This window comes from Streptomyces sp. 3330 (assembly GCF_031456635.1).
Taxonomy (GTDB): domain Bacteria; phylum Actinomycetota; class Actinomycetes; order Streptomycetales; family Streptomycetaceae; genus Streptomyces.
On the sequence record NZ_JAVDVA010000022.1, the window covers coordinates 107,499 to 130,000 of the forward strand.

At 73.6% G+C, this 22,502-nt stretch carries 22 protein-coding genes; 15 read left to right on the top strand and 7 right to left on the bottom strand.

Annotated features, from left to right (window positions below; all coding sequences use genetic code 11):
• Positions 1 to 10: 10 nt before the first annotated feature.
• From J2X68_RS30565 to J2X68_RS30585, 5 genes are all read left to right on the top strand, one after another.
• Entirely contained in the window at positions 11 to 2,512 is a 2,502-nt protein-coding gene (locus tag J2X68_RS30565; protein ID WP_310435836.1) for a hypothetical protein, read from the top strand.
• A gap of 89 nt (positions 2,513 to 2,601) precedes the next feature.
• Positions 2,602 to 3,537, top strand: coding sequence for an ABC transporter ATP-binding protein (locus J2X68_RS30570; protein WP_310435837.1), 936 nt, complete (start codon positions 2,602 to 2,604; stop codon positions 3,535 to 3,537).
• Positions 3,534 to 4,274 carry an ABC transporter permease gene (locus J2X68_RS30575; RefSeq protein WP_310435838.1) on the top strand — a complete coding sequence of 247 codons (741 nt, stop codon included), beginning with the start codon at positions 3,534 to 3,536 and terminating at the stop codon, positions 4,272 to 4,274. The genes J2X68_RS30570 and J2X68_RS30575 overlap by 4 nt, the downstream gene beginning before the upstream one ends.
• A 5-nt stretch (positions 4,275 to 4,279) precedes the next feature.
• Positions 4,280 to 5,479 (top strand): histidine kinase, encoded by a 1,200-nt coding sequence (locus J2X68_RS30580; RefSeq protein WP_310435874.1) that lies wholly within the window; start codon positions 4,280 to 4,282, stop codon positions 5,477 to 5,479.
• Entirely contained in the window at positions 5,476 to 6,093 is a 618-nt protein-coding gene (locus J2X68_RS30585; RefSeq protein WP_230194734.1) for a response regulator transcription factor, read from the top strand. Before J2X68_RS30580 ends, J2X68_RS30585 begins: the two co-directional genes overlap by 4 nt.
• Before the next feature lie 42 nt (positions 6,094 to 6,135).
• Here the strand turns inward: J2X68_RS30585 and J2X68_RS30590 are convergent, their stop codons facing one another.
• A complete protein-coding gene (locus tag J2X68_RS30590; RefSeq protein ID WP_310435839.1) occupies positions 6,136 to 6,978 on the bottom strand; it encodes a transglutaminase-like domain-containing protein in 843 nt (280 codons plus the stop codon).
• A complete protein-coding gene (locus J2X68_RS30595; protein ID WP_310435840.1) occupies positions 6,975 to 7,970 on the bottom strand; it encodes a GNAT family N-acetyltransferase in 996 nt (331 codons plus the stop codon). The genes J2X68_RS30590 and J2X68_RS30595 overlap by 4 nt, the downstream gene beginning before the upstream one ends.
• A 140-nt stretch (positions 7,971 to 8,110) precedes the next feature.
• On the opposite strand from J2X68_RS30595, the gene fdxA reads away from it, so the two are divergent.
• Both fdxA and J2X68_RS30605 read left to right on the top strand, forming a co-directional pair.
• On the top strand, positions 8,111 to 8,431 hold the full coding sequence (gene fdxA, locus J2X68_RS30600; RefSeq protein WP_003973842.1) for a ferredoxin: 321 nt from the start codon (positions 8,111 to 8,113) through the stop codon (positions 8,429 to 8,431).
• Positions 8,432 to 8,548: 117 nt separating this feature from the next.
• Positions 8,549 to 9,646 carry a bifunctional succinyldiaminopimelate transaminase/glutamate-prephenate aminotransferase gene (locus J2X68_RS30605; RefSeq protein ID WP_310435841.1) on the top strand — a complete coding sequence of 366 codons (1,098 nt, stop codon included), beginning with the start codon at positions 8,549 to 8,551 and terminating at the stop codon, positions 9,644 to 9,646.
• 108 nt (positions 9,647 to 9,754) lie between these two features.
• Here the strand turns inward: J2X68_RS30605 and J2X68_RS30610 are convergent, their stop codons facing one another.
• Positions 9,755 to 10,204, bottom strand: coding sequence for an ATP-binding protein (locus J2X68_RS30610; RefSeq protein WP_310435842.1), 450 nt, complete (start codon positions 10,202 to 10,204; stop codon positions 9,755 to 9,757).
• Positions 10,205 to 10,515: 311 nt separating this feature from the next.
• Positions 10,516 to 11,532 carry a heavy metal transporter gene (locus J2X68_RS30615; RefSeq protein ID WP_310435843.1) on the bottom strand — a complete coding sequence of 339 codons (1,017 nt, stop codon included), beginning with the start codon at positions 11,530 to 11,532 and terminating at the stop codon, positions 10,516 to 10,518.
• A gap of 94 nt (positions 11,533 to 11,626) precedes the next feature.
• Between J2X68_RS30615 and dapE the strand changes: the two genes are divergently transcribed.
• Together dapE and J2X68_RS30625 are read left to right on the top strand one after the other, a co-directional pair.
• A complete protein-coding gene (gene dapE, locus J2X68_RS30620; RefSeq protein WP_310435844.1) occupies positions 11,627 to 12,706 on the top strand; it encodes a succinyl-diaminopimelate desuccinylase in 1,080 nt (359 codons plus the stop codon).
• A 147-nt stretch (positions 12,707 to 12,853) separates the two neighbouring features.
• Complete coding sequence (locus J2X68_RS30625) at positions 12,854 to 13,612, top strand: TIGR00730 family Rossman fold protein (protein WP_310435845.1); 759 nt, start codon at positions 12,854 to 12,856, stop codon at positions 13,610 to 13,612.
• Positions 13,613 to 13,789: 177 nt separating this feature from the next.
• On the opposite strand, the gene folP is transcribed toward J2X68_RS30625, so the two are convergent.
• On the bottom strand, positions 13,790 to 14,650 hold the full coding sequence (folP, locus tag J2X68_RS30630) for a dihydropteroate synthase (protein WP_310435846.1): 861 nt from the start codon (positions 14,648 to 14,650) through the stop codon (positions 13,790 to 13,792).
• 124 nt (positions 14,651 to 14,774) lie between these two features.
• Here folP and J2X68_RS30635 point away from each other — a divergent pair, with 124 nt between their 5' ends.
• Positions 14,775 to 15,137: a DivIVA domain-containing protein gene (locus J2X68_RS30635; protein ID WP_310435847.1), complete on the top strand. Its 363-nt coding sequence runs from the start codon at positions 14,775 to 14,777 to the stop codon at positions 15,135 to 15,137.
• Entirely contained in the window at positions 15,134 to 15,733 is a 600-nt protein-coding gene (locus tag J2X68_RS30640) for a DNA-3-methyladenine glycosylase I (RefSeq protein WP_310435848.1), read from the top strand. Before J2X68_RS30635 ends, J2X68_RS30640 begins: the two co-directional genes overlap by 4 nt.
• A gap of 154 nt (positions 15,734 to 15,887) precedes the next feature.
• Here J2X68_RS30640 and J2X68_RS30645 read toward each other — a convergent pair whose 3' ends face one another.
• On the bottom strand, positions 15,888 to 16,679 hold the full coding sequence (locus J2X68_RS30645; protein ID WP_310435849.1) for an enoyl-CoA hydratase-related protein: 792 nt from the start codon (positions 16,677 to 16,679) through the stop codon (positions 15,888 to 15,890).
• 378 nt (positions 16,680 to 17,057) lie between these two features.
• Between J2X68_RS30645 and J2X68_RS30650 the strand changes: the two genes are divergently transcribed.
• Positions 17,058 to 17,225, top strand: coding sequence for a DUF3117 domain-containing protein (locus tag J2X68_RS30650; RefSeq protein WP_003966491.1), 168 nt, complete (start codon positions 17,058 to 17,060; stop codon positions 17,223 to 17,225).
• A gap of 203 nt (positions 17,226 to 17,428) precedes the next feature.
• Here the strand turns inward: J2X68_RS30650 and J2X68_RS30655 are convergent, their stop codons facing one another.
• The gene (locus J2X68_RS30655) at positions 17,429 to 18,127 is read right to left on the bottom strand and encodes an O-methyltransferase (RefSeq protein ID WP_310435875.1); all 699 of its coding nucleotides are present in this window, start codon (positions 18,125 to 18,127) and stop codon (positions 17,429 to 17,431) included.
• Between the two features lie 239 nt (positions 18,128 to 18,366).
• Here J2X68_RS30655 and sigE point away from each other — a divergent pair, with 239 nt between their 5' ends.
• The 3 genes from sigE (at position 18,367) to J2X68_RS30670 (ending at position 22,500) form a co-directional block, all read left to right on the top strand.
• Positions 18,367 to 19,083: an RNA polymerase sigma factor SigE gene (gene sigE, locus J2X68_RS30660; protein ID WP_310435876.1), complete on the top strand. Its 717-nt coding sequence runs from the start codon at positions 18,367 to 18,369 to the stop codon at positions 19,081 to 19,083.
• Complete coding sequence (locus J2X68_RS30665) at positions 19,080 to 20,045, top strand: zf-HC2 domain-containing protein (protein ID WP_310435850.1); 966 nt, start codon at positions 19,080 to 19,082, stop codon at positions 20,043 to 20,045. Before sigE ends, J2X68_RS30665 begins: the two co-directional genes overlap by 4 nt.
• A gap of 607 nt (positions 20,046 to 20,652) precedes the next feature.
• Positions 20,653 to 22,500: a trypsin-like peptidase domain-containing protein gene (locus J2X68_RS30670; RefSeq protein ID WP_399041242.1), complete on the top strand. Its 1,848-nt coding sequence runs from the start codon at positions 20,653 to 20,655 to the stop codon at positions 22,498 to 22,500.
• Positions 22,501 to 22,502: the final 2 nt, after the last annotated feature.

Genomic DNA, 22,502 nt, shown 5'->3' on the forward strand with positions numbered 1-22,502 from the left:
AGAACCTGCCTTGAGTCGTGAAACTGACAGTCCGTCCTCCGGGCCCAACGGGCGCGGCGGAGCCGCATACCCCTCGGGCACGCCGCCGTACGGCACCCCCGTGGTGTCCGACGGCGGTGCGGACGCGGGCCGTTCGTCCGCGCAGCCGGAGGAACGCAAGACCGAGACCACGCTGACGACCCGGATCCGCATCAACATCCCGGGTTCGCGGCCGATTCCGCCGGTCGTGGTGCGCACACCCGTCGCCGACACGGACAACGCGGGCGGCGAGGGCCCCGAGGGCAACGCCCCCGCGGGCGCCGACCCGCAGCAGGCCGCCCCGGCGGCCGCCGGCGGCCACTCCTCGTCGGACACGGGCTCGTTCGAGCTGCCCGCCGAGCCCGCGCCCGCCGCCGAGGAGAAGACGAGCGACTGGTTCGCGCCACGCAAGTCCGCTCCGGGCAAGGGCGGACAGGGCGGCGGCTCCACCAACGGCGCGGGCCTGCCGGGCGGTTCCGCCCCCGGTACGGGCGCGCCCGCCGCCCCCGCGGGGCCGGGTGCCGCACCCGGCGCCGGTGCGCCCGGCGGCGCGCGGCCGGGCAACGGCCGTCCCGGTGGTGTGGTCGGCTCCATGAGCGTGCCGGGCGGTTCGCGTCCCGGCGGCACCAACGGCGCCGGGATCCCCGGTGGCGCCACCGGCGGTCCCGTGGCTCCGGGACACGGCGGCGGCACGGGCTCCTTCGACGTCACCGAGGCGCTCGCGGCGGGCCCGCACGGCAACGGCCCCCGGCCGGGCCAGCCGGGCCGGCCCCCGGTGCAGGGGCAAGGACCCGGGCAGGGGCAGGGCGCCGGCGGTGCCGAGCCGCGGCGTGACAACCTGCCGTACTTCTCCGGCAACGCCCAGAACGCTCAGAACGGCCAGAACGGCCAGAACGGCCAGAACGGCTTCGGCGCGCCGAACGGCACGCCCGGCCAGGGCCCCCAGGGCGGTCTCCCGTCCGGTCCCGGCGGTTCCTACGACTTCAACGGCCCGGACGGACCCGGCGGCCCCGGTGGACGTGGCGGCCCGCAGGGCGGCCCCGCGGGCCCGACCGGCGGCCCGGTCACCGGCGACGGCCCCATGGTGCCCCCGATGGGCGGCGCCCCGCACGGCGCGGCCGGCGCTCCCGGTGCGACCCGTCCGCCGGGCGTGCCCGGCGTGCCCTCCGGCCCCGGTGGCCCGAACGGCCGCGGCGGTCCGGCAGGCCCCGGTGGCCCGGCAGGCCCCGGTGGCCCGGCGGGTCCCGGCGGCCCGGGCGCCCTCGGCGCGGGTCCCGGCACCGGCCGGCTCCCCGGCGGCGGGCTGAGCGACGACACCGCGATCCTCACACCGCAGAAGCCCGCCCCCGAACCGGGCCCGGGCGGCTACGGCGGCCGTCCCGCCGACAACGTCTCCGGAAACACCGTCACCAGCGGCATCCCCGTCGTGCCCGGCGGCCAGACCGGCACGCGCACCGACGGGCCGCTGCCGCACACCCCGCCGCAGGGTCCTGCCCCGGCCCCGCAGAGCGCGCCCGCGGGCGACTCCAGGAACGCCAAGAAGAAAAAGAAGAAGGGCCGCGGCAAGCTGCCGCTGCTGGGCGGTCTGGTGGTCGTCGCGGGGATCGGCCTCTACGGCGCCGGCCTGCTGATGAACCACTCCGACGTGCCCAAGGGCACCACCGTGCTCGGCGTCGACATCGGCGGCGGCACCAGCGACGACGCCGTCAAGAAGCTCGACGACGCCTTCGGCGAGCGGGTCACCCAGCCGCTGAAGCTGTCCGTCGACGGCGACGCCGTCACCCTGAAGCCGGATCAGGCAGGCCTCCAGTTCGACCTGCAGGCCACCGTCGACGACGCCGCCGAGAGCGACTACAACCCGGTCTCCGTGATCGGCTCGCTGTTCGGGCAGCACCGGGTCGTCGAGCCGGCGATGCCGGTCGACGAGGAGAAGCTCCAGGCGGCCCTCGAGACGGCCGCGGGCGGCTCCGGCTCGGCCACCGACGGCACGATCAAGTTCGAGTCCGGCAAGGCCGTGGCCGTCTACGGCAAGGCGGGCAAGGGCATCGACGCGGCGCAGGCCCAGGAGGCCGTCGTCGAGGCCTACCGCACTCAGGTCGAGACCGGCACGGCCACCGCGGTGCAGGTCCCGACGAAGGACAAGCAGCCGACGATCTCGAACGCCGAGGTCGACCGGATGATGAAGGAGTTCGCCGAACCGGCGATGTCCGGCAAGGTCACCGTGATGACCGACGCGGCGCACACCGTCTCCTTCAGCCCGAAGAACTCCCTCTGGAAGTTCCTCCAGGTCAAGGCGGTCAACGGCAAGCTCGTCGAGAGCTACGACCAGGCCGCGCTGACCGAGCTCTACGGCGGCACCTTCAACGGTGTGCTGATCACCCGCGGCACCGGCCAGAAGACGGCCGTCACGGTCCAGGACGTCATCAGCGCCCTGCGCCCGGCCCTGAAGAGCGAGACGGACCGGACCGGGGTCATCGACACCGACCCGAGCTGACCCGACGCGGTGCCGCATGACAGATGTCATGCGGCACCGAGGACGGCCGACACTGCCGGCGGCCCGGCCCCCGGGGCGACGATCGGTGCATGACGACGACAGCACCGGTGGTCGGGTTCGACCAGGTGAGCAAGAGCTTCGGGGACGTGCGGGCCGTGGACGGCCTGACGCTCGCGCTGCGCCCGGGGGAGACCGTGGCCCTGCTCGGCCCCAACGGGGCGGGCAAGTCCACCACCCTCGACCTCCTCCTCGGCCTCAAGCAGCCCGACAGCGGCACGGTCCGCGTCCTCGGCACCGGCCCGCGCGAGGCGATCGTCGCCGGCCGGGTCGGCGCGATGCTCCAGAGCGGCGGTCTGATGGACGAGGTCACCGTCGCCGAACTGGTCACGCTGGCCTGCGGACTGCATCCCAGGCCGTACCGGGTCGCCGATGTGCTGGCCCGCGCGGGCGTCACCCAGATCGCCGACCGCAAGGTCGACAAGCTCTCCGGCGGCCAGGCCCAGCGGGTCCGGTTCGCCCTCGCCACCGCGGGCGACAGCGACCTGATCGTCCTGGACGAGCCCACCACCGGCATGGACGTCACGACCCGGCAGGCGTTCTGGGCCACCATGCGCGAGCAGGCCGACCAGGGCCGCACGGTCCTGTTCGCCACCCACTACCTCGAAGAGGCCGACGCGATCGCCGACCGGGTACTGGTCCTGCACCGGGGCCGGCTCCTCGCCGACGGCACGGCGGCCGAGATCAAGGCCAAGGCGGGGGCGCGCAGGATCGCCTTCGACCTCGAGGACGGCATCGACGAGACGGCGCTGCGCGCGCTGCCCTTCCTCACCACCCTGACGGTGTCCCACAGCGGCTCCGCCGCGGGCTCCGGCGGAACCGTCCGCATCCAGTCCACCGACGCCGACGCGACCGTCCACGCGGTCTACGGCCTCGGGCTCTACCCCCGCAACCTCGAGGTCGCCGGGCTGGGCCTGGAGCAGGCCTTCGTCGCCCTCACCACCGCCGAGGAGGCGAAGTCCAGGTGAACGGACTGATCCGGCTGGAACTCACCCGCGCCCTGCGCAACCGCAAGTTCCTGTTCTTCTCGGTGATCTACCCGTCGGTCCTGTTCCTGCTCATCGCGGGCAGCGCCGACAGCACGGAGAAGGTCGACGGCACGGGCCTGACCCTGCCGACCTACATGATGGTCTCGATGGCCTCCTTCGGCGCCCTCACGGCCGTCCTGATGGGCAACAGCGAACGCATCGCCAAGGAGCGCCAGAGCGGCTGGGTGCGGCAGTTGCGCCTGACCACGCTCCCGGGCCGCGGATACGTCCTCGCCAAGACGGCGAGCGCGGCCGTGGTCAGCCTGCCCTCGATCGTCGTCGTCTTCGCCGTCGCCGCCGCCGTGAAGGACGTCCGGCTGGACGCCTGGCAGTGGTGCGCCCTCACCGGCGCGATCTGGGCCGGCAGCCTGGTCTTCGCGGCCCTGGGCGTGGCGATCGGCTACCTCGCGACCGGGGACGCGGTCCGCCCGATCACGATGATCACCTACTTCGGCCTGTCGATCCTCGGCGGTCTGTGGATGCCGACGACGACCTTCCCGGCCTGGCTGCAGGACCTGGCCGAATGGGTTCCGACGCACGCGTACGCTGCCCTGGGGCAGTCCATCGAGCAGAGTCAGGCCCCGCATGCCAAGGACATCGTCATCCTGGCCGTCTTCTTCGCCCTGTTCACGGGCGGCGCGGCCTGGCTGTACCGGAAGGACACGCTGAAGGCGTGAGCGTCATGACGGACGACCGGTTGTCGGAGAAGGCCCGGGGCGGATCGCCGATCGCGCTGGGCCAGACCGCCCGCACGACACGCGAGCTGTGGCGGCGCAAGGTGCTGTGGATCGGCGTCTGGCTGGTGTTCCTCAGCTCGCCGGTCCACGACCTCGTCGCGGGCGGCCACACCACCGGCGGCACGGTGGCGGGCTGGCTGGGCCTGGCGGTGTTCGTCACCGTCTACCTGTCCCTGCTCTTCCGGGACATGGGCGCCGCGCCCTACCCCGACCGGCTCGTCGCCGCGCTGATCGGCTCCATGGCGGTGCTCGCCACCGTCCTGTGCCTGACCCTCGGCTCCGCCTGGCTCGGCCTGTACTGCTACGTCTCCGTGGCCTGCGGGACGGTGCTCCCGCTGCGGGTGGCGTTCTGGACGATCCCGGGCACGGCCGCGGTGATGCTCCTCGTCGGTCTGCGCACCGGCGAGGAGGAGGCGCTGAACCTGCTCCTGCTGGTCCTCCTCATCGGCTTCGCGATGACCGGGGTGAGCCAACTGGTGCGCACGACGGTGGAGTTGCGCAAGGCCCGCGCCACGGTCGCGCAGCTCGCCGCCAACGAGGAACGGCTGCGCCTGGCCCGGGACCTGCACGACCTGCTCGGCCACTCGCTCTCCCTGATCACGCTGAAGAGCGAGCTGGCCGGCCGGATGCTCCCCGCCCACCCCGACAAGGCCGCCCAGCAGGTCGCCGACATCGAACAGGTCAGCCGCCAGGCCCTGGTGGACGTCCGCGAGGCCGTCACCGGCTACCGGCGCCCCCGCCTCGCCGCCGAACTCGCGGGCGCGCAGGTCGCGTTGACGGCGGCCGGCCTCACCGCCGCGATCCCCGCCGAACCGGACCTCGCCGGCGTCCCCGAGGAGAGCGAGGCCGCCCTCGCCTGGACCCTGCGCGAGGCGATCACCAACGTCGTCCGGCACAGCGCCGGCGACCGCTGCACGGTGGACCTGGTGCGGCGCCAGACCCTGGACGGCCCGGTCCTCGAACTCTCCGTCGAGGACGACGGGTCCGGCGGCTCGGGCAAGGGCCCCGGCAACGGTCTCACGGGCCTCACGGAGCGCCTGGAGAAGGCCGGCGGCACCCTGGAGGCGGGCCGGGTCAGGCGCGGCTTCCGGCTGACCGCCCGGGTCCCGGCCGGCCCGGTGCCGGACGTAGGATCCCGCTCATGAGTGGTGGCATGATCAAGGTCCTGCTGGCCGAGGACCAGTCGATGGTCCGCGAGGCCCTGGCGGCCCTGCTCGGCCTGGAGGACGACATCGAGGTGGTCGCCCAGGTGGCACGCGGCGACGAGGTCCTGGCCGCCGCCCGCGCCCACGACGTCGACGTGGCGCTCCTCGACATCGAGATGCCGGGCGCGACGGGCATCGAGGCGGCCGCGCAACTCCACAAGGAACTGCCGGGGTTGAAGCTGGTCGTGCTCACGACCTTCGGCCGCCCCGGCTATCTGCGCAGCGCGATGGAGGCCGGCGCGGACGCCTTCCTCGTCAAGGACGCGCCCGCGGCCCAACTGGCGGAGGCGGTCCGCAAGGTCCTGGCGGGCGAGCGGGTCATCGACCCCACGCTCGCGGCGGCGGCCCTGGCGGGCGGCGCCAACCCCCTCACCGACCGCGAACGGGAGGTGCTGCGGGCCGCGGCCGACGGCTCGACGAACGCGGAACTGGCGGCGGCCCTGCACCTGTCCCAGGGCACGGTCCGCAACTACCTGTCGACGGCGATACAGAAACTGGCGGTGCGCAACCGGGCCGAGGCGGTGCGGACCGCGCGGGAGAAGGGCTGGCTGTAGGGGCGGCGCCCCGGCGGGCCCGCGAAAGCCCTTCCGCGGTGCTCAGTTCAGCATCGCCCGCGCGGCGAACGCCTCCTTGCGGACCCGCTCCGCGGTGCCCTCGTCCACGACCTCCACCAGCCCCGCGTACTCCTCCAGCTCCACGGCCCCGCCGACGAAGTCCCCCCGCCGCACCAGCAACTGCCCCTTCTCGTACCGCAACCGGGCCGGATGGGAGGGCACGGCCAGCGCCAGCTCCACGGCCCACAGCGCGACATCCGACCGCTCCGGCCGGGCCACCGCCCACGACCGGATGTTGTTCAGGACGCGCATCACGACGTCCAACGGCTCCGCGGGGACCAGCATCGACGGTTCGAGCCGCGCCCCCGTCGCCCCGATGACCAGCGACTCCGCGTCATCGCCAGACAGGATCCGGCCCCCGTCGAAGGGATCGACGAGCACCTGGCGCCCCAGGTCCGCGGGCGGCCCGAACCCCACCACGAAGTGCCCCGGCAGCGCGACCCCGTACACCGGCGCCCCGGCCCGCCGCGCCACCTCCACCCACACCACGGACAGCAGGATCGGCAGGCCCCGGCGCCGGGCCAGCACCCGGTGCAGCAGCGACGAGTCCAGCCGCTCGTAGTCCGCGGCCGAGCCGCGGAACCCGTACCGCTCGCCGAGCAGCTCCCGCAGCGCCTCCGCCCACGCCCGCGGCCCGCCGGGCCGGTACGGCAGCTCTCCCGCCAGCCGGTCCAGCTCGATCTGCGCCGCGTCCAGGGCGGCCTCGTCCAGCTCCGGGTCGGGCTCGGCGCCGATCAGCAGGCACAGCAGGGCCAGGTCGGGCCGCTCGGCCCGCGCCTCCTCGGCGAACCGCCGCCGCGCCTCCACGGCCCCGAGCCCGCTCACGCCGGTTCCCGGTAGTGGTGGTACGCGTGATGCGCCGCGAACCCCGCCCCGGCGTACAGCGCCCGTGCCCCCGCGTTCTCCTCCTCCACCTGGAGCCAGGCCGCAGACGCCCCCTCCGCCAGTGCCCGCCGGGCGAGCGCGGCCATCACGACGGTGGCCAGCCCCTGGCGCCGCCGCGCCGGATCGACCTCGACCGCCGCGAACCCGGCCCAGCGCCCGTCCACGACACACCGCCCGATGGCGGCGGGAGCCTCGCCTGACTCCCCGGGCACGGACGCGAACCACACCGACGGTCCCGCTCCGAGCACCTTCAGGGCCACCTCGCTCACCCCCTTGCGCTGATACCGGGCCAGCCACGCCGCGTCGGCCTCGCGGGACAGGACCACTCCCTCAGCCTCCGCCCGGTCGGCGAGCGGCGCCAGTGCCCCGATCCACAGCTCGGCGCTCACCTCACGCACCCACCCGCGCCGCTCCAGCTCGGCGCACAGCATCTCCTGGGCGCCCTCGGCCCCCGTCGCGGTCTGCACGTAGGCGGGCAGCCCGCGCTCGCCGTACCAGTGCCGGACGGCGTCCAGGGCCTCGTCGAGCGGGACGCCCGGCTCGCCGAGCGGCAGCACCGAGTTCGCCCGGCGCGTGAACCCGGCGGCGGCCCGCAGCTCCCACTCGCCGAGCCGCGCGCTCTCCACGGGACGCCAGGCCCGGGAGGCGACCTGCGCGAGTTCCCGGTAGCCGGCGGCCGGCCCCCGGCGGCGCGCCGGGGCGGCCGGCACGACCTTCCCGGCGACCAGCGAGGACGCGTCAACGCGGACGCTCTCGCCGCTCTTCCGTGTGATCACCAGCACACCGGCGTCCCATGATGTGAGAACACCGACCGTGTCGGTGAATTTCCCCCCGGTCGTACCCGCCTCGGTCAGGCAGCGCACGGAGACACGTTTGCCCACGTCAGCAGTGGTGATGCGGACCTCGAGGCGTCCGGCGGCCGAGATTTCCACAGGTCAGTTCACCCCTCCTGTTCGGATCATGCCCAAGAACGGAGATACTAGAGGCGGGCATCGACGACGCCGCGCTCCCGCGCGCCAGGCGGCGGAGCCTGAGGAGGCCCGCCAGCGCCCTATCGAGGAGGAACGACAGCGTGACCTACGTCATCGCGCAGCCTTGTGTCGACGTCAAGGACAAGGCGTGCATCGAAGAGTGCCCGGTCGACTGCATCTACGAGGGCCAGCGGTCCTTGTACATCCACCCGGACGAATGCGTCGACTGCGGCGCCTGTGAGCCGGTCTGCCCGGTCGAGGCGATCTTCTACGAGGACGACACTCCGGAGGAGTGGAAGGACTACTACAAGGCGAACGTCGAGTTCTTCGACGAGCTCGGCTCGCCCGGCGGCGCCAGCAAGCTGGGTCTGATCGAGCGCGACCACCCCTTCGTCGCCGCGCTGCCGCCGCAGAACCAGTAAGAGCGGCCCGCAATCGTGCCGCCTCGGTCCCGTACGGCCTGATCACCTCTGATCGCCGTGCGGGGCCGAGGCGTTTGCCGTAGGGGCCGCTGTCGCACAGAAAGTGAGCCAGAAGCCGTGTCCGCAGTCTCCGACCGTCTCCCCACCTTCCCCTGGGACAAGCTGGCGCCGTACAAGGCGACGGCCGCGGCCCACCCGGACGGCATCGTCGACCTCTCCGTCGGCACCCCCGTCGACCCGGTCCCCGAGCTGATCCAGAAGGCCCTGATCGACGCGGCGGACTCGCCCGGCTACCCGACGGTCTGGGGCACGCCCGAACTGCGCGACGCGATCACCGGCTGGGTGGAGCGGCGGCTCGGCGCCCGCGGTGTGACCCACCGGCACGTGCTGCCGATCGTCGGCTCCAAGGAACTGGTCGCCTGGCTCCCCACCCAGCTGGGCCTCGGCCCCGGCGACCGGGTCGCCTACCCGCGCCTCGCCTACCCGACCTACGAGGTCGGCGCCCGCCTGGCCCGCGCCGGGTACGAGGTCTACGACGACCCCACGGAGCTGGACCCGGAGGGGCTGAAGCTGCTCTGGCTCAACTCGCCGTCCAATCCCACGGGCAAGGTGCTCTCCCAGGACGAGCTGACCCGGATCGTGGCCTGGGCCCGCGAGCACGGCGTGCTGCTCTTCTCCGACGAGTGCTACCTGGAGCTGGGCTGGGAGGCCGATCCGGTCTCGGTCCTGCACCCGGACGTCAACGGCGGCTCGTACGAGGGCATCGTCTCGGTCCACTCGCTGTCCAAGCGCTCCAACCTGGCGGGGTACCGGGCGGCCTTCCTGGCGGGCGACCCGGCCGTCCTGGCGCCCCTCCTGGAGATCCGCAAGCACGGCGGCATGATGACGTCGGCGACCACCCAGGCGGCGGCCGTGGCGGCCCTCGGGGACGACGCCCACGTCCGTGAGCAGCGGGAACGCTACGCGGCCCGCCGTACCGCGCTGCGGGCGGCGCTGCTCGCGCACGGCTTCCGCATCGAGCACAGCGAGGCCAGCCTGTACCTCTGGGCCACCCGGGACGAGTCCTGCTGGGCCACCGTCGCCCACCTGGCGGACCTGGGCATCCTGGTGGCCCCCGGCGACTTCTACGGCGAGGCGGGCCGGACCTTCGTCCGCGTGGCCCTGACGGCGACGGACGAGCGGATCGCGGCGGCGGTGGCGAGGCTCGCCCGCTAGGCCGCGCCCGCGCCCGTCCTGATCGCCGCGAGGGCGAGACGGGGTCCGGACGACGAGACGGGGCCCAGGGAACACCCTGGACCCCGTCACCGGCTGAGGGCCGCGGCGTCAGCCGAGCGGCAGGCTCTTCACCGGCAGGGTCTCGGCGCCGGGCAGCCCGCCCTTGGTGAGCGAGTCCGTCGGCAGCCCGCCCTTGGTGGCGGTCGCCGCGGTGTCCCCGAGGAGGCCCCCGGCGGAGCCCGCAGCCTCACCGGCCGTCTTCTGCGCCGCGGGCGCCGCCTTCTTCACGGCCTTGCCGCCGGTCTTGCCCGCGGCCGGCACCGTCTGCTTGACGGCCTTGCCGCCGGTCTCGCCCGCGAGCCCGGTGACGTTCTGCGCCGCGCCGTCGACCGTCGTGCCGACGCTCGCCGCGTCCAGGGCGGTCAGCCCGCCGAGGTTCGGAGCGGCGGGAAGGCTGGGGGCCGCGCCGGCGGAGCCGGCCGCACCGACCCCGGCGGCCGCTCCCGCAGCGACAAGCAGCGCGGCACGGGCGATCCGGCGGGTCAGGGGGAGGGACATGATGCTCCTTCGACGGGAGAGAACAAGGACTGTCTTGACTGCTGTGACTGTCTGTCTGTCCGGGCCCGGACGCAGTGACTACCGCTCGAAGCCCTCGAAGGTTGCGCACGGCCGACCTAAAGAGTTGGTAATGCGTCGCATTATCGCCTGTGGATAAAAACGGGCAAAAAGCGCCCGATGTGAAAGTCCGTCAAACCCCTGAAGCCCTTTGTCCGCAAGGGATCCGCCGGATGCGGGGGTGACGGCGCGAAAACCTGAGCACCCGGCCGCGCGAACCGCCCCTACGTGACCCGACCGAGTGAAGGCCCGTACTACTGCGCGGTGACGATCCGGACGCCGCCGGCGCCGCCGCCCGCCCCCGTGGACCCGGCGGCCTCCGTGCTCGTCGAACCGGTCGCCCGCCACCGGCTGTCGGTGTTCCCGGAGACCCACTCCCGGCCCGCGTACGACACCCGCTCGATGCGCAGCGCCGAGGCGTTGGCCACCGCCCAGTGCGCCAGCTGCCAGCCGCGCTCGCCGACACTGCGCCCGCCGGCGGTGGTGTTCTCGGTCACGGGCAGCGTCACCGTCCGCCCGCTGCTCTCGGCGGCCGGCGCCTCCGGGGCCGGCGAGGAAGCGGCCGAGGCGTCCTGTGCGCCGTCCCGCGCGCCGTTCTCCGCGCCCGCCTGCTGGAGCGCGTCGCGCCCGAAGTCCCGGGCCAGGGCCGCCCGCACCGCCTCCGGGCCGGTGGCCGTCGCGTCGGCGGCCGAGCGGCCGTTGCACGTCAGGGTGGCCGCCGTGGTCCCGGTCAGCGCGGCGGCGAGCACCGTGGCGTCCGGCTCGTGCTTGGCGTACGCCTCCGGATAGCCGCTGCGCTGCACGCGCTGCGCGGCCACGGTGAGCGGCAGTTCGGTGTAGTCGGGGACCTTGGCGAGGTGTTCGTAGAAGATGTCCGCCGCGTACGCCGGGTCCGTGACCTGCTTCTCGGTGCCCCAGCCCTGCGAGGGCCGCTGCTGGAACAGGCCGAGCGAGTCCCGGTCGCCGTGGGCGAGGTTGCGCAGCCCCGACTCCTGGAGGGCGGTCGCGAGCGCGATCGCCACGGCGCGCTCGGGCATGGCCCGGTCGGTGCCGACGGCGGCGATCGTGGCCGCGTTCACCGCCTGCTCCGGGGTGAACTCGTACGTCGCCCCGCCCGCGCCGCCGGAGACGACCCGGCAGCCCGGATCGTCGGTGCCGCCGGAGACGTACTGCACCACGACATAACCCGCGACGGCGGACAGGACCACGCAGGCCGCCCCGAAACGGAGGAGGCGGCCGCGGCGCTTGGGGGAGGGGGACGGCTTCGGCACGCGTACAAGGTACTGGAGAGTACTGAGGAGGAGGAGGCCCCTGCGCTCAGCGCGAAAAAGCTGTGCGCCCGGTCGGCGCGTTAGGGTCGACGACATGGCCGACACCCCGCTTGACCTCACTCTGGACGCCGCCGCACTCACCGCCCGGCTCGTCGACTTCCGTTCGGAGAGCGGCACCGAGAAGCCCCTCGCGGACGCGATCGAGGCCGCCCTGCGTGCGCTGCCCCACCTGACGGTGGACCGCTACGGAAACAACGTGATCGCCCGCACGAACCTGGGCCGCGCGGAGCGTGTGGTGCTCGCCGGCCACATCGACACGGTCCCGATCGCGGACAACGTCCCGTCGCGGCTGGACGAGGACGGGGTCCTGTGGGGCTGCGGCACCTGCGACATGAAGTCCGGGGTGGCGGTCCAGTTGCGCGTCGCGGCGACGGTCCCGGCGCCCAACCGCGACCTGACCTTCGTCTTCTACGACAACGAGGAGGTCGCCGCCGACCTCAACGGCCTCAAGCACGTGGCCGAGCAGCGCCCGCAGTGGCTGGCGGGGGACTTCGCGGTGCTGCTGGAGCCCTCCGACGGCCAGGTGGAGGGCGGCTGCCAGGGCACCCTGCGGGTCCTGCTGAGGACGAAGGGCGAGCGGGCCCACTCGGCGCGCGGCTGGATGGGCTCCAACGCCATCCACGCGGCGGCGCCGATCCTGGCGCGCCTGGCCTCCTACGAGCCGCGCTACCCGGTCATCGACGGCCTGGAGTACCGCGAGGGACTCAACGCGGTCGGCATCACGGGCGGGGTGGCGGGCAACGTCATCCCCGACGAGTGCGTCGTCACCGTCAACTTCCGCTATGCGCCGGACCGGAGCGAGGCGGAGGCCGTCGACCACGTCCGCGAGGTCTTCGCCGACTGCGGGGTGGCGGAGTTCGTGGTCGACGACCACAGTCCGGCCGCCCTCCCCGGTCTCTCCCACCCGGCCGCGGCGGCCTTCATCAAGGCGGTCGGCGGCACCCCCATGCCCAAGTACGGCTGGACGGACGTGAGTCGTTTCTCCTCACTGGGCGTCCCCGCGGTCAACTACGGCCCCGGCAACCCGCACTTGGCGCACAAGCGGGACGAACGCGTGGACACGGCCAAGATCCTGGCCGGCGAGGAGCGGCTGAGGGCCTGGCTCACCGCCTGAAGGACACCCGGCACGGGGGCGCTCCGGGGCGGACACGCCGACGTCCCCCGTCCGTAACCCGCGTAGATCTACGCTGAGGTGGAACAAACCTTCCCGGCCCTCGGCTCGCCCGAGCCGGGGAGGCCCCAATCGCGGAGGGAGCTCACCATGGCTACAGGGAACCCCGAGGGCAAGAAGCAGCCACCGGACGAGCAGCGCCTGGGACCGGTCCTCCGCAGGCGTGACCAGGTGCAGTCGAGCACCACGGACCAGCGGCTGCTCGACGAGCGGGCCCCCTCCGACTGGGTCCACACGGACCCCTGGCGGGTGCTGCGGATCCAGTCGGAGTTCATCGAGGGCTTCGGCACCCTCGCCGAACTCCCCCCGGCGATCAGCGTGTTCGGCTCCGCCCGCACCCCGGTGGGCTCCCCGGAGTACGAGGCGGGCGTACGGCTCGGCAGCGCCCTCGTGGACGCCGGGTGGGCCGTGATCACCGGCGGCGGGCCGGGCGCGATGGAGGCGGCCAACAAGGGGGCGTCCGAGGCGGGCGGCACCTCGGTGGGCCTGGGCATCGAGCTCCCCTTCGAGCAAGGCCTCAACCCGTACGTCGACATCGGCCTGAACTTCCGGTACTTCTTCGTGCGGAAGATGATGTTCGTGAAGTACGCGCAGGGCTTCGTGGTCCTGCCCGGCGGCCTCGGCACCCTGGACGAGCTCTTCGAGGCCCTCACCCTCGTGCAGACCCAGAAGGTCACCCGCTTCCCCATCGTCCTGTTCGGCACGGAGTACTGGGGCGGCCTGATCGACTGGCTGCGGAACACCCTGATCGCCCAGGGCAAGGCCTCCGAGAAGGACCTCCTCCTCTTCCACGTCACGGACGACGTGGAAGAGGCCGTGGCGCTGGTGTCCAAGGAGGCGGGCCGCTAGGACACGGCCCGCGGATCCCCCTCGACGCCGGACGGGCGGCCTCGGCCCGTCCGGCGGCCGGGGCGGGGCGGCTCGTCCGTGGCCGACCGGGGGACCGGCGGCCGGCCCCGGGACGGGCCGTGGCGCGGCGTGGCGTCGTGTTGTGTGGAGGAGAGCGGTGACGGGGTCCGGGAAGGACTACGCGAGCCCTCGCCGGGCCACCGCCGGCGCCCGGTGCCCCGCGATGGACGCCACCATGTCCAGCACCTGCCGCGTCTCCGCCACCTCGTGCACCCGGTACACCTGCGCCCCCAGCCACGCCGACACGGCGGTGGTCGCCAGGGTCCCCACCACCCGCTCCTTCACCGGCCGGTCCAGCGCCTCGCCCACGAAGTCCTTGTTGGACAGGGACACCAGCACCGGCCACCCCGTCTCCACCATCTCCCCGAGCCGCCGCGTCGCCTCCAGGCTGTGCCGGGTGTTCTTCCCGAAGTCGTGCCCCGGATCGATCATGATCGACTCCCTCGGCACGCCCAGTCCCGCCGCCCGCTCCGCCAGTCCCACGGTCACCCGCAGGATGTCCGCCATGACGTCGTCGTAGGTCACCCGGTGCGGACGGGTCCGCGGCTCGGCGCCGCCCGCGTGCGTGCACACCAGCCCCGCCCCGTGGCGCGCCGCGACCTCCGCCAGCCGCGGATCGACGCCGCCCCAGGCGTCGTTGAGCACATCGGCCCCCGCCTCGCAGACCGCCTCGCCGACGTCGGCCCGCCAGGTGTCCACGCTGATGACCACGTCGGGGAAGCGCCGCCGCACCTCGGCCACGAAGCCGACGGTCCGCCGGGCCTCCTCCTGCGCGGTGACCTCTTCACCGGGCCCGGCCTTGACGCCGCCGATGTCGATGATGGCCGCGCCCTCGGCCACCGCCTGCTCCACGCGTGCGAGGGCCGGCTCGTCGCGGAAGGTCGCCCCCTGGTCGTAGAAGGAGTCGGGGGTCCGGTTCACGATCGCCATGATCACCGGCTCGTGCGCGCCGAATTCACGCCTGCCCAGCCTGAGCATGCCCTGTGACCTCTCCTAGTACGTCCTGCACATCCACCGCCTGCGACCCTAACCGTCGGACCCGCATGGCACGATCGGACCCAAGCACATCCACTCCGAGCACACCGAGCGTGGGGACCCACCGATGGTTATGTTCTTGTTCCTGGTCATCGCGCTCGCCGTCGTGGTCGCCGCGGTGACACTCGCCGTGGTGGGCGGCGGCGAGGGCACCGGCCCGCTGCCGGAGGCCGCCCCCGAGCGGCTGCACGACCCGCTGCCCGCGGACCGTCCGGTCGGCCGCTCCGACATCGACCACCTCCGCTTCCCGCTGGCCGTCCGCGGCTACCGCATGGCCGACGTGGACGACGCCCTCAACCGCGTCGCCGCCGAACTCGCCGAGCGCGACGCCCGCATCGCCGACCTGGAGTCCGCCCTGGCAGGCGCCAGGACCCCGGCCGGCGGCGGCCACGTCTCCATGGAGAAGCCCGCCCCGGAGGACCAGCAGTGAGCGACGGGAGGGCCCTCGCCGGGGCGGACGGCGCGCTGCGCTGCCCCTGGGCGCTGTCCACGCCGGACTACGTGACCTACCACGACGAGGAGTGGGGCCGACCGGTCCACGGCGACGACGCGCTGTTCGAGCGCCTCAGCCTGGAGGCCTTCCAGTCCGGCCTGTCCTGGATCACGATCCTGCGCCGACGCCCCGGCTTCCGCACCGCCTTCGCCGACTTCAAGATCGCCTCGGTCGCCGTCTTCACCGACGAGGACCGCGCCCGCCTGCTCGCCGACCCGGGCATCATCCGCAACCGCGCCAAGGTCGACGCCACCCTCGCGAACGCCCGCGTGCTGGCCGACTGGGCGCCCGGCGACCTGGACGAGCTGATCTGGTCGCACGCCCCCGACCCGGCCGGCCGGCCGGTCCCGAAGACCCTGGCCGACGTGCCGGCGGTGACGGAGGAGTCGACGGCCCTGTCGAAGGCTCTCAAGAAGCGGGGCCTGCGCTTCGTGGGCCCCACGACGGCGTACGCGCTGATGCAGGCGTGCGGGCTGGTCGACGATCACCTGGAAGCCTGCGTGAGCCGCCTCGGCGCGTCCGCGGACGCCTGAGGACGAGGCTCGTCGCAGGACAAGGCCTGTCGCGGGACAAGGCTCGTCGCGGGAAGGCTCGTCGCAGGACAGAGCCGGTCGTGGGACCGGGGCGGTCGGAGGCGGAGCCGCTCGGAGGGCGGGCCGGGGCCCCGGCCCCGCCCTCCGGCCGCGGTCACTTGCCGAGGTACCTCGGCTCCTCCTTGTCGACGAAGGCCCGCACCGCGATCGCGTGGTCCTCGGAGGCCCCGGCCCGCGTCTGCAGCTCGTCCTCCCGGTTCAGCGTCTCCGCCAGCGAGTGGGACGAGCCGTACGCCAGCGCCTCCTTGATCGCGGCGTACGCCACGGTCGGCCCCGCGGCCAGCATCCGCGCCAGCTGCTCGGCCGCCGTGCGCAGCGAGGCCGCGGGCACGACCCGGTTGGCGATGCCCAGCTCGTGCGCCTCCTGGGCCGTGATGCTGCGCGGGAAGAGCAGCAGGTCGGCGGCCCGGCCCGGACCGATCACCCGGGGCAGGGTCCACGAGACACCGGAGTCGGCGGTGAGCGCGACCCCCGCGAACGAGGTGTTGAAGGACGCCGTGTCGGCCACCACGCGGTAGTCGGCGGCCAGCGCGAAACCGAAACCGGCTCCGGCGGCGACGCCGTTCACGGCGGCGACCACGGGCTTGGGCGCCTCGGTCAGCGCCCGCACGATCGGGTTGTAGTGCTCGGCGACCGTGCTCATGACCTGCTTCGAGCCCTCGGCCAGCAGCCCGATGTGCTCCTTCAGGTCCTGTCCCACGCAGAACGCCCGCTCGCCCGCGGCGGTCAGCAGGACGGCCCGTACGGCGTCGTCGGCAGCCGCGGACTGGACCGCGTCCCGGAGGGCGACCTTGGTCGCGACGTTCAGCGCGTTCATCGCCTCGGGGCGGTTCAGCGTGATCGTCGCGAGCCCGTCGCTCACCTCGTAGAGCACGGTGTCGGCCATGGCGTTTCCCCTCCGTGTCGCGGCTCCGGCGTACTACTGGTCAGTACGTCAGGTGTACGAGGACAGCATGGCGGAGATCGCCGTCCATGGACCGGACCCGACATGTGACCTGCGTCAAAGAATTCGGGAGGGTTTCCGGTGCGCGGAAGTCCGTGCGGCGGTGCAGTATCGCAGTCACATCGCCGAATTGAGTGGTTTTGCTCGGGCGCGTTGCCCAAGCGATGCCGACTGATGTTGGTCATCGGGTCCTGAGATGCGGGATAATGGCCTGGAAGCAATGTGTTCGATGCCGGTGTCGTGTGTCCCACGCTGGACCGCGGCTGCCCTCCACGGGCCGTCGGCTTTGGCGATGAGCTGGTTTCAGGAAGGGGAACGAGCATGGCGGCCATGAAGCCGCGAACGGGTGACGGCCCGCTCGAGGTGACCAAGGAGGGGCGGGGCATCGTCATGCGCGTTCCGCTCGAAGGCGGCGGTCGACTCGTCGTCGAGCTGACCCCTGATGAGGCCGACGCGCTCGGCGACGCCCTCAAGAAGGTCGTCGGCTGACGCGCAAGCGACCCTACTCTTTCGACCGCTCCGGCATCCTCCAGGGTGCCGGGGCGGTCGTTTTTGTCAGCGCTCCCGCGGTCCGCCGGTGCCGTACGGCCCGAAAGGCCCAAGGGCCGCCCGCCCTCCTGCCGGGCATGAGCCGCGCACCTGCGGTCTCAGCGCGTCACCGCGCACTCAGCGCCCGACCGCGCACCGCGCACTCAGCGCTTGACCGCGCACAGCAGTCCGTCGCCCACCGGGAGCAGGGAGGGCACCAGTTCCTGGCTCTCGCGCACGGCCCGCAGCAGCTCCCGGATCCGTATGACCTCCGTGGGCTGCGGTCCGGAGTCGACCGTGCGGCCGTTGGCGAAGACGCCCTCGAAGACGACGAGCCCTCCCGGTCGCAGCAGGCGCAACGATTCAGCGAGGTACTCCATGAGTTCCAGCCGGTCACCGTCGCAGAAGACGAGGTCGTAGCCGGCGTCCGCGAGACGGGGCAGGACGTCGAGCGCGCGGCCGGGGATGAACCGGGCCCGGTTGCTGGCGAAGCCGGAGGCGCGAAACGCCTGCCGGGCGAACTGCTGGTGCTCCGGCTCGGGGTCGACGGTCGTCAGGACGCCGTCCGGACGCATGCCGTGCAGGAGGTGGATCCCGGAGACGCCGGTGCCGGTACCGATCTCCGCGACCGCCTTCGCGTCCACGGTGGCGGCGAGCATCCGCAGCGCGGCGCCCGTGCTGGGCGACACCGAGCGCAGCCCTGCCTCACGAGCCCGGTCACGGGCCCAGTGCAGCGCTTCGTCCTCGGCGGCATAGGCGTCGGCGAACGCCCAGCTTGCCTGCCGGTTGCCGCTAATGACCCTCTCCTGTCCCCGTGGTTGCCTGGGCGTGACTGTATCCGTTGCCGCCGGGAACCCGCAGATGGGACCGCGCGTTTGAAGGGGTGGGTACGACAACGGGGGGGACACGGTTGGATCACGACGCGGGGCCGGGTGTCCGTCAAGTGCTGACGCAGCCGTATGAGCCGTATCAGCACAGATCAATTTCTCGTAAAACCGCTTATCCGGAGCTAACGGGCGAGGTGGCTATGGTAGGGGCTCCACTGGACATCACCACCAGAGCCGACAGGGGAGGTGCGGCCGCGCCTGTGGATCGGGGAGGAGTGCTGCGGCGCTTTCTCGGGCCGGCAGGCAGGCCGAAATCCGTGAACGACACCGCTGCTGACCACAGCCAGGCCGCAGGCACCGCCGCCGGCCCCGCCCAGACCGCGACCTTCTCCACCGACGCGGACGGGCAGGCGTGGACTCCGCCCACGTGGGAGGAGATCGTCAGCATGCACAGCGGCCGGGTCTACCGGCTCGCCTACCGTCTGACCGGTAACCAGCACGACGCCGAGGACCTCACCCAGGAGGTCTTCGTCCGCGTCTTCCGCTCCCTGTCGACGTACACCCCGGGCACCTTCGAGGGCTGGCTGCACCGCATCACCACCAACCTCTTCCTGGACATGGTCCGCCGCAAGCAGCGCATCCGCTTCGACGCGCTGGGCGACGACGCGGCCGAGCGGCTGCCCAGCAAGGAGCCCACCCCTCAGCAGATCTTCAACGACGCCCACTTCGACGCGGACGTCCAGCAGGCCCTCGACACCCTCGCGCCGGAGTTCCGCGCCGCGGTCGTCCTCTGTGACATCGAAGGCCTGTCCTACGAGGAGATCGCCGCGACCCTGGGCGTCAAGCTGGGCACGGTCCGCTCGCGCATCCACCGCGGCCGTTCGCAGCTGCGCAAGGCCCTCGCGCACCGCTCGCCCGAAGCGCGCGCCGAGCGCCGCTCCTTCGTGCCGCGCGTTGCCGCTCTGGGAGGAGGAAGGGGCGCGACCGCGTGAGTGGATCCCGACACGACGCCGCCGAGAGGCTCCTCGCGGAGCAGCACCTCGGAGACCGGCTCTCCGCCCTGGTGGACGGCGAACTCGGTCACGACACCCGTGAGCGCGTGCTGGCGCACCTGGCGACCTGTCCGAAGTGCAAGTCGGAGGTCGACGCGCAGCGCCGGCTGAAGAACGTCTTCGCGGAAGTCGCCCCGCCGGCCCCCTCCGAAAGCTTCCTGGCCCGCCTTCAAGGGCTTCCCGCCGGGGGTGACCCGGACGGCGGCGGCACGCCGCTGAGCGGGGGCGGGTTCCCCGACGGCGTCTTCGGCGTGCGCGGAACAAGACGGGACGAGCCGTTCGAGTTCGGCTACGTACCCGCCCACGACCACGGCTCCTTCCTGTCACCGGCCTCGGACCGGGGCTTCCGCATCCACCCCGTCGGCCGCGGCGACCGCCATGACAGCGAGCGCTCGCGCGGTATGCGGTTCGCGTTCGTCGCCGCCGGCGCGGTGTCGCTGGCCGCGATCGCGCTGGGCGGCATGACGACCGTCGCTCCGATCGACACCACCGCGGACGGCCGCGGGGGCTCGGGCTCCGGGAGCAATGTCACCCCGGCCCGCACCCCGGGCACGGGCTCGGCGACGTCACCGGAGAACCAGCGCCGCCGCTCCGCCGGACCGCTGCTCTCCCAGGGCGGTCAGCTCGGCGACACCCCGGTCGCCCCGACCGAGGTGTCCGCACCGCTGCTGCCCGGGGTGCCCGCCCCGGCCGCCGTTCCGGTCGACCAGGCGCTGCACCGGCTCACCTCGCCCATGGTGGCCGGCGCCGCGGTGATGTCGCCGCTGATACGCCCGCTCGGCACCACCCCGCCGATCACCCTGACCTCCCTGACCACCGCTCCGGAGGTCACGGGCACCGGTCTGCTCGCCGCACCCGTCCCCGTCACCACCACCTCGCCTTCCCCGCGGAACACCCGCTGACCCGGGGCCTGCGCCGCTCCGCCGCGAACCTGGTTGAATCCAGGGAGGATCCGGGGAGGACCGCGCCCTGCCAGGCAGCCGGGCGCGAAGGCGGGCGGGGGAGAGCATGGACGACGGGAAGCCCACGAGGGCGAAGTGGTGGAGCCGGCCCCGACCACAGGCGTCCCCGGGGCCACAGGGCCCCGAGGGGCCGGTTGACGCGGCGGCGGGGCTGGAGGGGCCTGTTGACGCCGCGACAGCGGAGCGGGCCTCCGAGGGCTTGACCGCCGGGGTGAGTACGGAGTCGGCCTCCGAGGGACCGGTCGACCCCACCACGGCGGAGCCGGACCTCGTGGACGCCGTTGACGCCACGGCGGAGGAGCCCGCCTCCCAGGAGACCGCCGGCCGCGAGCCGTCGACCAGGATCGAGGACGAGGGCGACTTCGAACTGGCCCGACCCGCACGGCCGGTACCCGCCACCGGTGACGACGGCGACTATGAGCTGAGCCGTCCTGCGGGTGGGACAGTTCCGCCGACATCCCCTGACCGGTCGTCGGCCCCAGGCCCGTCGTCCACCACAGGCCCGGACTCGGCCCCTGTCCCGTCAGGTACCCCGGCCGCCGCGCTCGTGCAGGGCGCTCCCGTGGAGCCCCCGCAGGTCACGGAAGAGCGGCCCAGGCCCCTGCACGACCCCGACCCCTACAGCACCCCGCCGTACGGCGAACCGGGCCCCTGGGCGCCCGCACCGCCGGTCCAGCACCCGGCGGTGATCTCCCCGCCCGCCGCTCCCGTGCCGTCCACCCAGGCCGGGCAAGGAGCCGTTGCGGCCCTGCACGCGCCCGTTCCGGTGCCGACGGCGCCGGAACCCACGGACCCCGGAACGCACACAGCGCCTGCCGGCCACGCTTCTCCTGCCGGGCAGGCTGCTCCCGTCGCTCCCGTCGCTCCCGTCGCTCCCGTCGCACCCGTCGCTCCCGTCGCACCCGATGGGCACGCTGCATCCGCTGCACCCGCTGCACCCGCTGCACCCGCTGCACCCGCTGGGCAAGCTGCGCCCGCCGAGCACGCGGTCCCCGGCGTACCGGTCGCTCAAGCCGCACCCGCCGCCCCAGGCGTGCCCGCGGCGCCCGGCCCCCGAGCCGTGTCCGGTGTCGGACCGGGCGGGGGGCAGGAGTCCGCAGTGGACATCGCCTCCGCGTCGTCCGCCGATCCCTGGCGGCGTTATGACCCCTGGGCGGCCGGCCCCGTCGGTCGGGCGAGGGCTTCGCGGGGCGAGGGGCCGGCCGGGGGGCCTCTGCAGTACCCGGGTGCGGGCGGGCCCGCGCAGTACCCCGGGCCGGGCGTCCTCACCGAGGCCGGCCCGCGCAGGCGGACGCGGCGGTGGCTGGTCGGGGGAGCGCTGGTGATCGCGCTCGTCGCCGGCGGCCTCGGCGGAGCCGTGGGCGTCTATCTGGAACGCAACGGCGGGCTCGACCCCGTGGAGCTGCCGCAGGCCGCCGCGCAGCCCACCGGGCGGTCCGCGGACAGCGTCGCCGGGATCGCCGCGCGCGCCCTGCCGGGTGTCGTCACGCTGCACGTCAGCGGAAGCGAGGAGTCCGGCACCGGCACCGGATTCGTGCTCGACTCGCGCGGCTACATCCTCACCAACAACCACGTCGTCGAGCCCGCCGGCGGCGACGGCGCCATAACCGTCGTCTTCAACGGCGGCCAGACCGCGGAGGCCGAGGTCGTCGGCCGGGACAGCGGCTACGACCTCGCGGTGGTGAGGGTGAGCGGGGTGAAGGGGCTGAAGCCCCTCGCCCTCGGCAACTCCGACAACGTCCGGGTCGGTGATCCGGTCGTCGCGATCGGCGCCCCCTTCGATCTCGAGGGCACCGTCACCTCCGGCATCATCAGCGCCAAGGAACGGCCCATCACCGCCGGCGGCGAGAGCGGCGACGGCAGCGACGTGTCGTACGTCGACGCCCTCCAGACCGACGCGCCGATCAACCCCGGCAACTCCGGCGGGCCCCTCCTCGACGCGCGGGGCCAGGTCATCGGCATCAACTCGGCCATCCGCTCCGCCGCCGACGGCAGCGGCTCCGGCAGCGCCCAGGCCGGTTCGATCGGCCTGGGTTTCGCCATCCCGGTCAACCAGGGCAAGCGTGTCGCCGAGGAGCTGATCAACACCGGCAGGGCGACCCACCCGGTCATCGGCGTCACGCTCGACATGGACTACACGGGTGACGGCGCCCGGGTCGGCACGGCCGACGGCGCCGGGGGCTCCCCGGTCACCGCGGGCGGACCCGCCGACCGGGCCGGGGTGCGGGCGGGAGACGTCATCACGGAGATAGACGGCCGCCGCGTCCACTCCGGCGAGGAGCTGATCGTCAAGACCCGCGCCCACCGTCCCGGCGACCGGCTGGCGCTGACGATCGAACGGGACGGCGGCGAACGCACCCTCACCCTGGTCCTCGGCTCGTCCGGCGGCGGCTGACG

Coding starts and splice junctions, on each gene's coding strand:
- J2X68_RS30570 (WP_310435837.1), top strand. CDS start 2,602: ATGACGACGACAGCACCGGTGGTCGGGTTCGACCAGGTGAGCAAGAGC.
- J2X68_RS30580 (WP_310435874.1), top strand. CDS start 4,280: ATGACGGACGACCGGTTGTCGGAGAAGGCCCGGGGCGGATCGCCGATC.
- J2X68_RS30585 (WP_230194734.1), top strand. CDS start 5,476: ATGAGTGGTGGCATGATCAAGGTCCTGCTGGCCGAGGACCAGTCGATG.
- J2X68_RS30610 (WP_310435842.1), bottom strand. CDS start 10,204: ATGTCCCTCCCCCTGACCCGCCGGATCGCCCGTGCCGCGCTGCTTGTC.
- dapE (WP_310435844.1), top strand. CDS start 11,627: ATGGCCGACACCCCGCTTGACCTCACTCTGGACGCCGCCGCACTCACC.
- J2X68_RS30625 (WP_310435845.1), top strand. CDS start 12,854: ATGGCTACAGGGAACCCCGAGGGCAAGAAGCAGCCACCGGACGAGCAG.
- folP (WP_310435846.1), bottom strand. CDS start 14,650: ATGCTCAGGCTGGGCAGGCGTGAATTCGGCGCGCACGAGCCGGTGATC.
- J2X68_RS30635 (WP_310435847.1), top strand. CDS start 14,775: ATGGTTATGTTCTTGTTCCTGGTCATCGCGCTCGCCGTCGTGGTCGCC.
- J2X68_RS30645 (WP_310435849.1), bottom strand. CDS start 16,679: ATGGCCGACACCGTGCTCTACGAGGTGAGCGACGGGCTCGCGACGATC.
- J2X68_RS30650 (WP_003966491.1), top strand. CDS start 17,058: ATGGCGGCCATGAAGCCGCGAACGGGTGACGGCCCGCTCGAGGTGACC.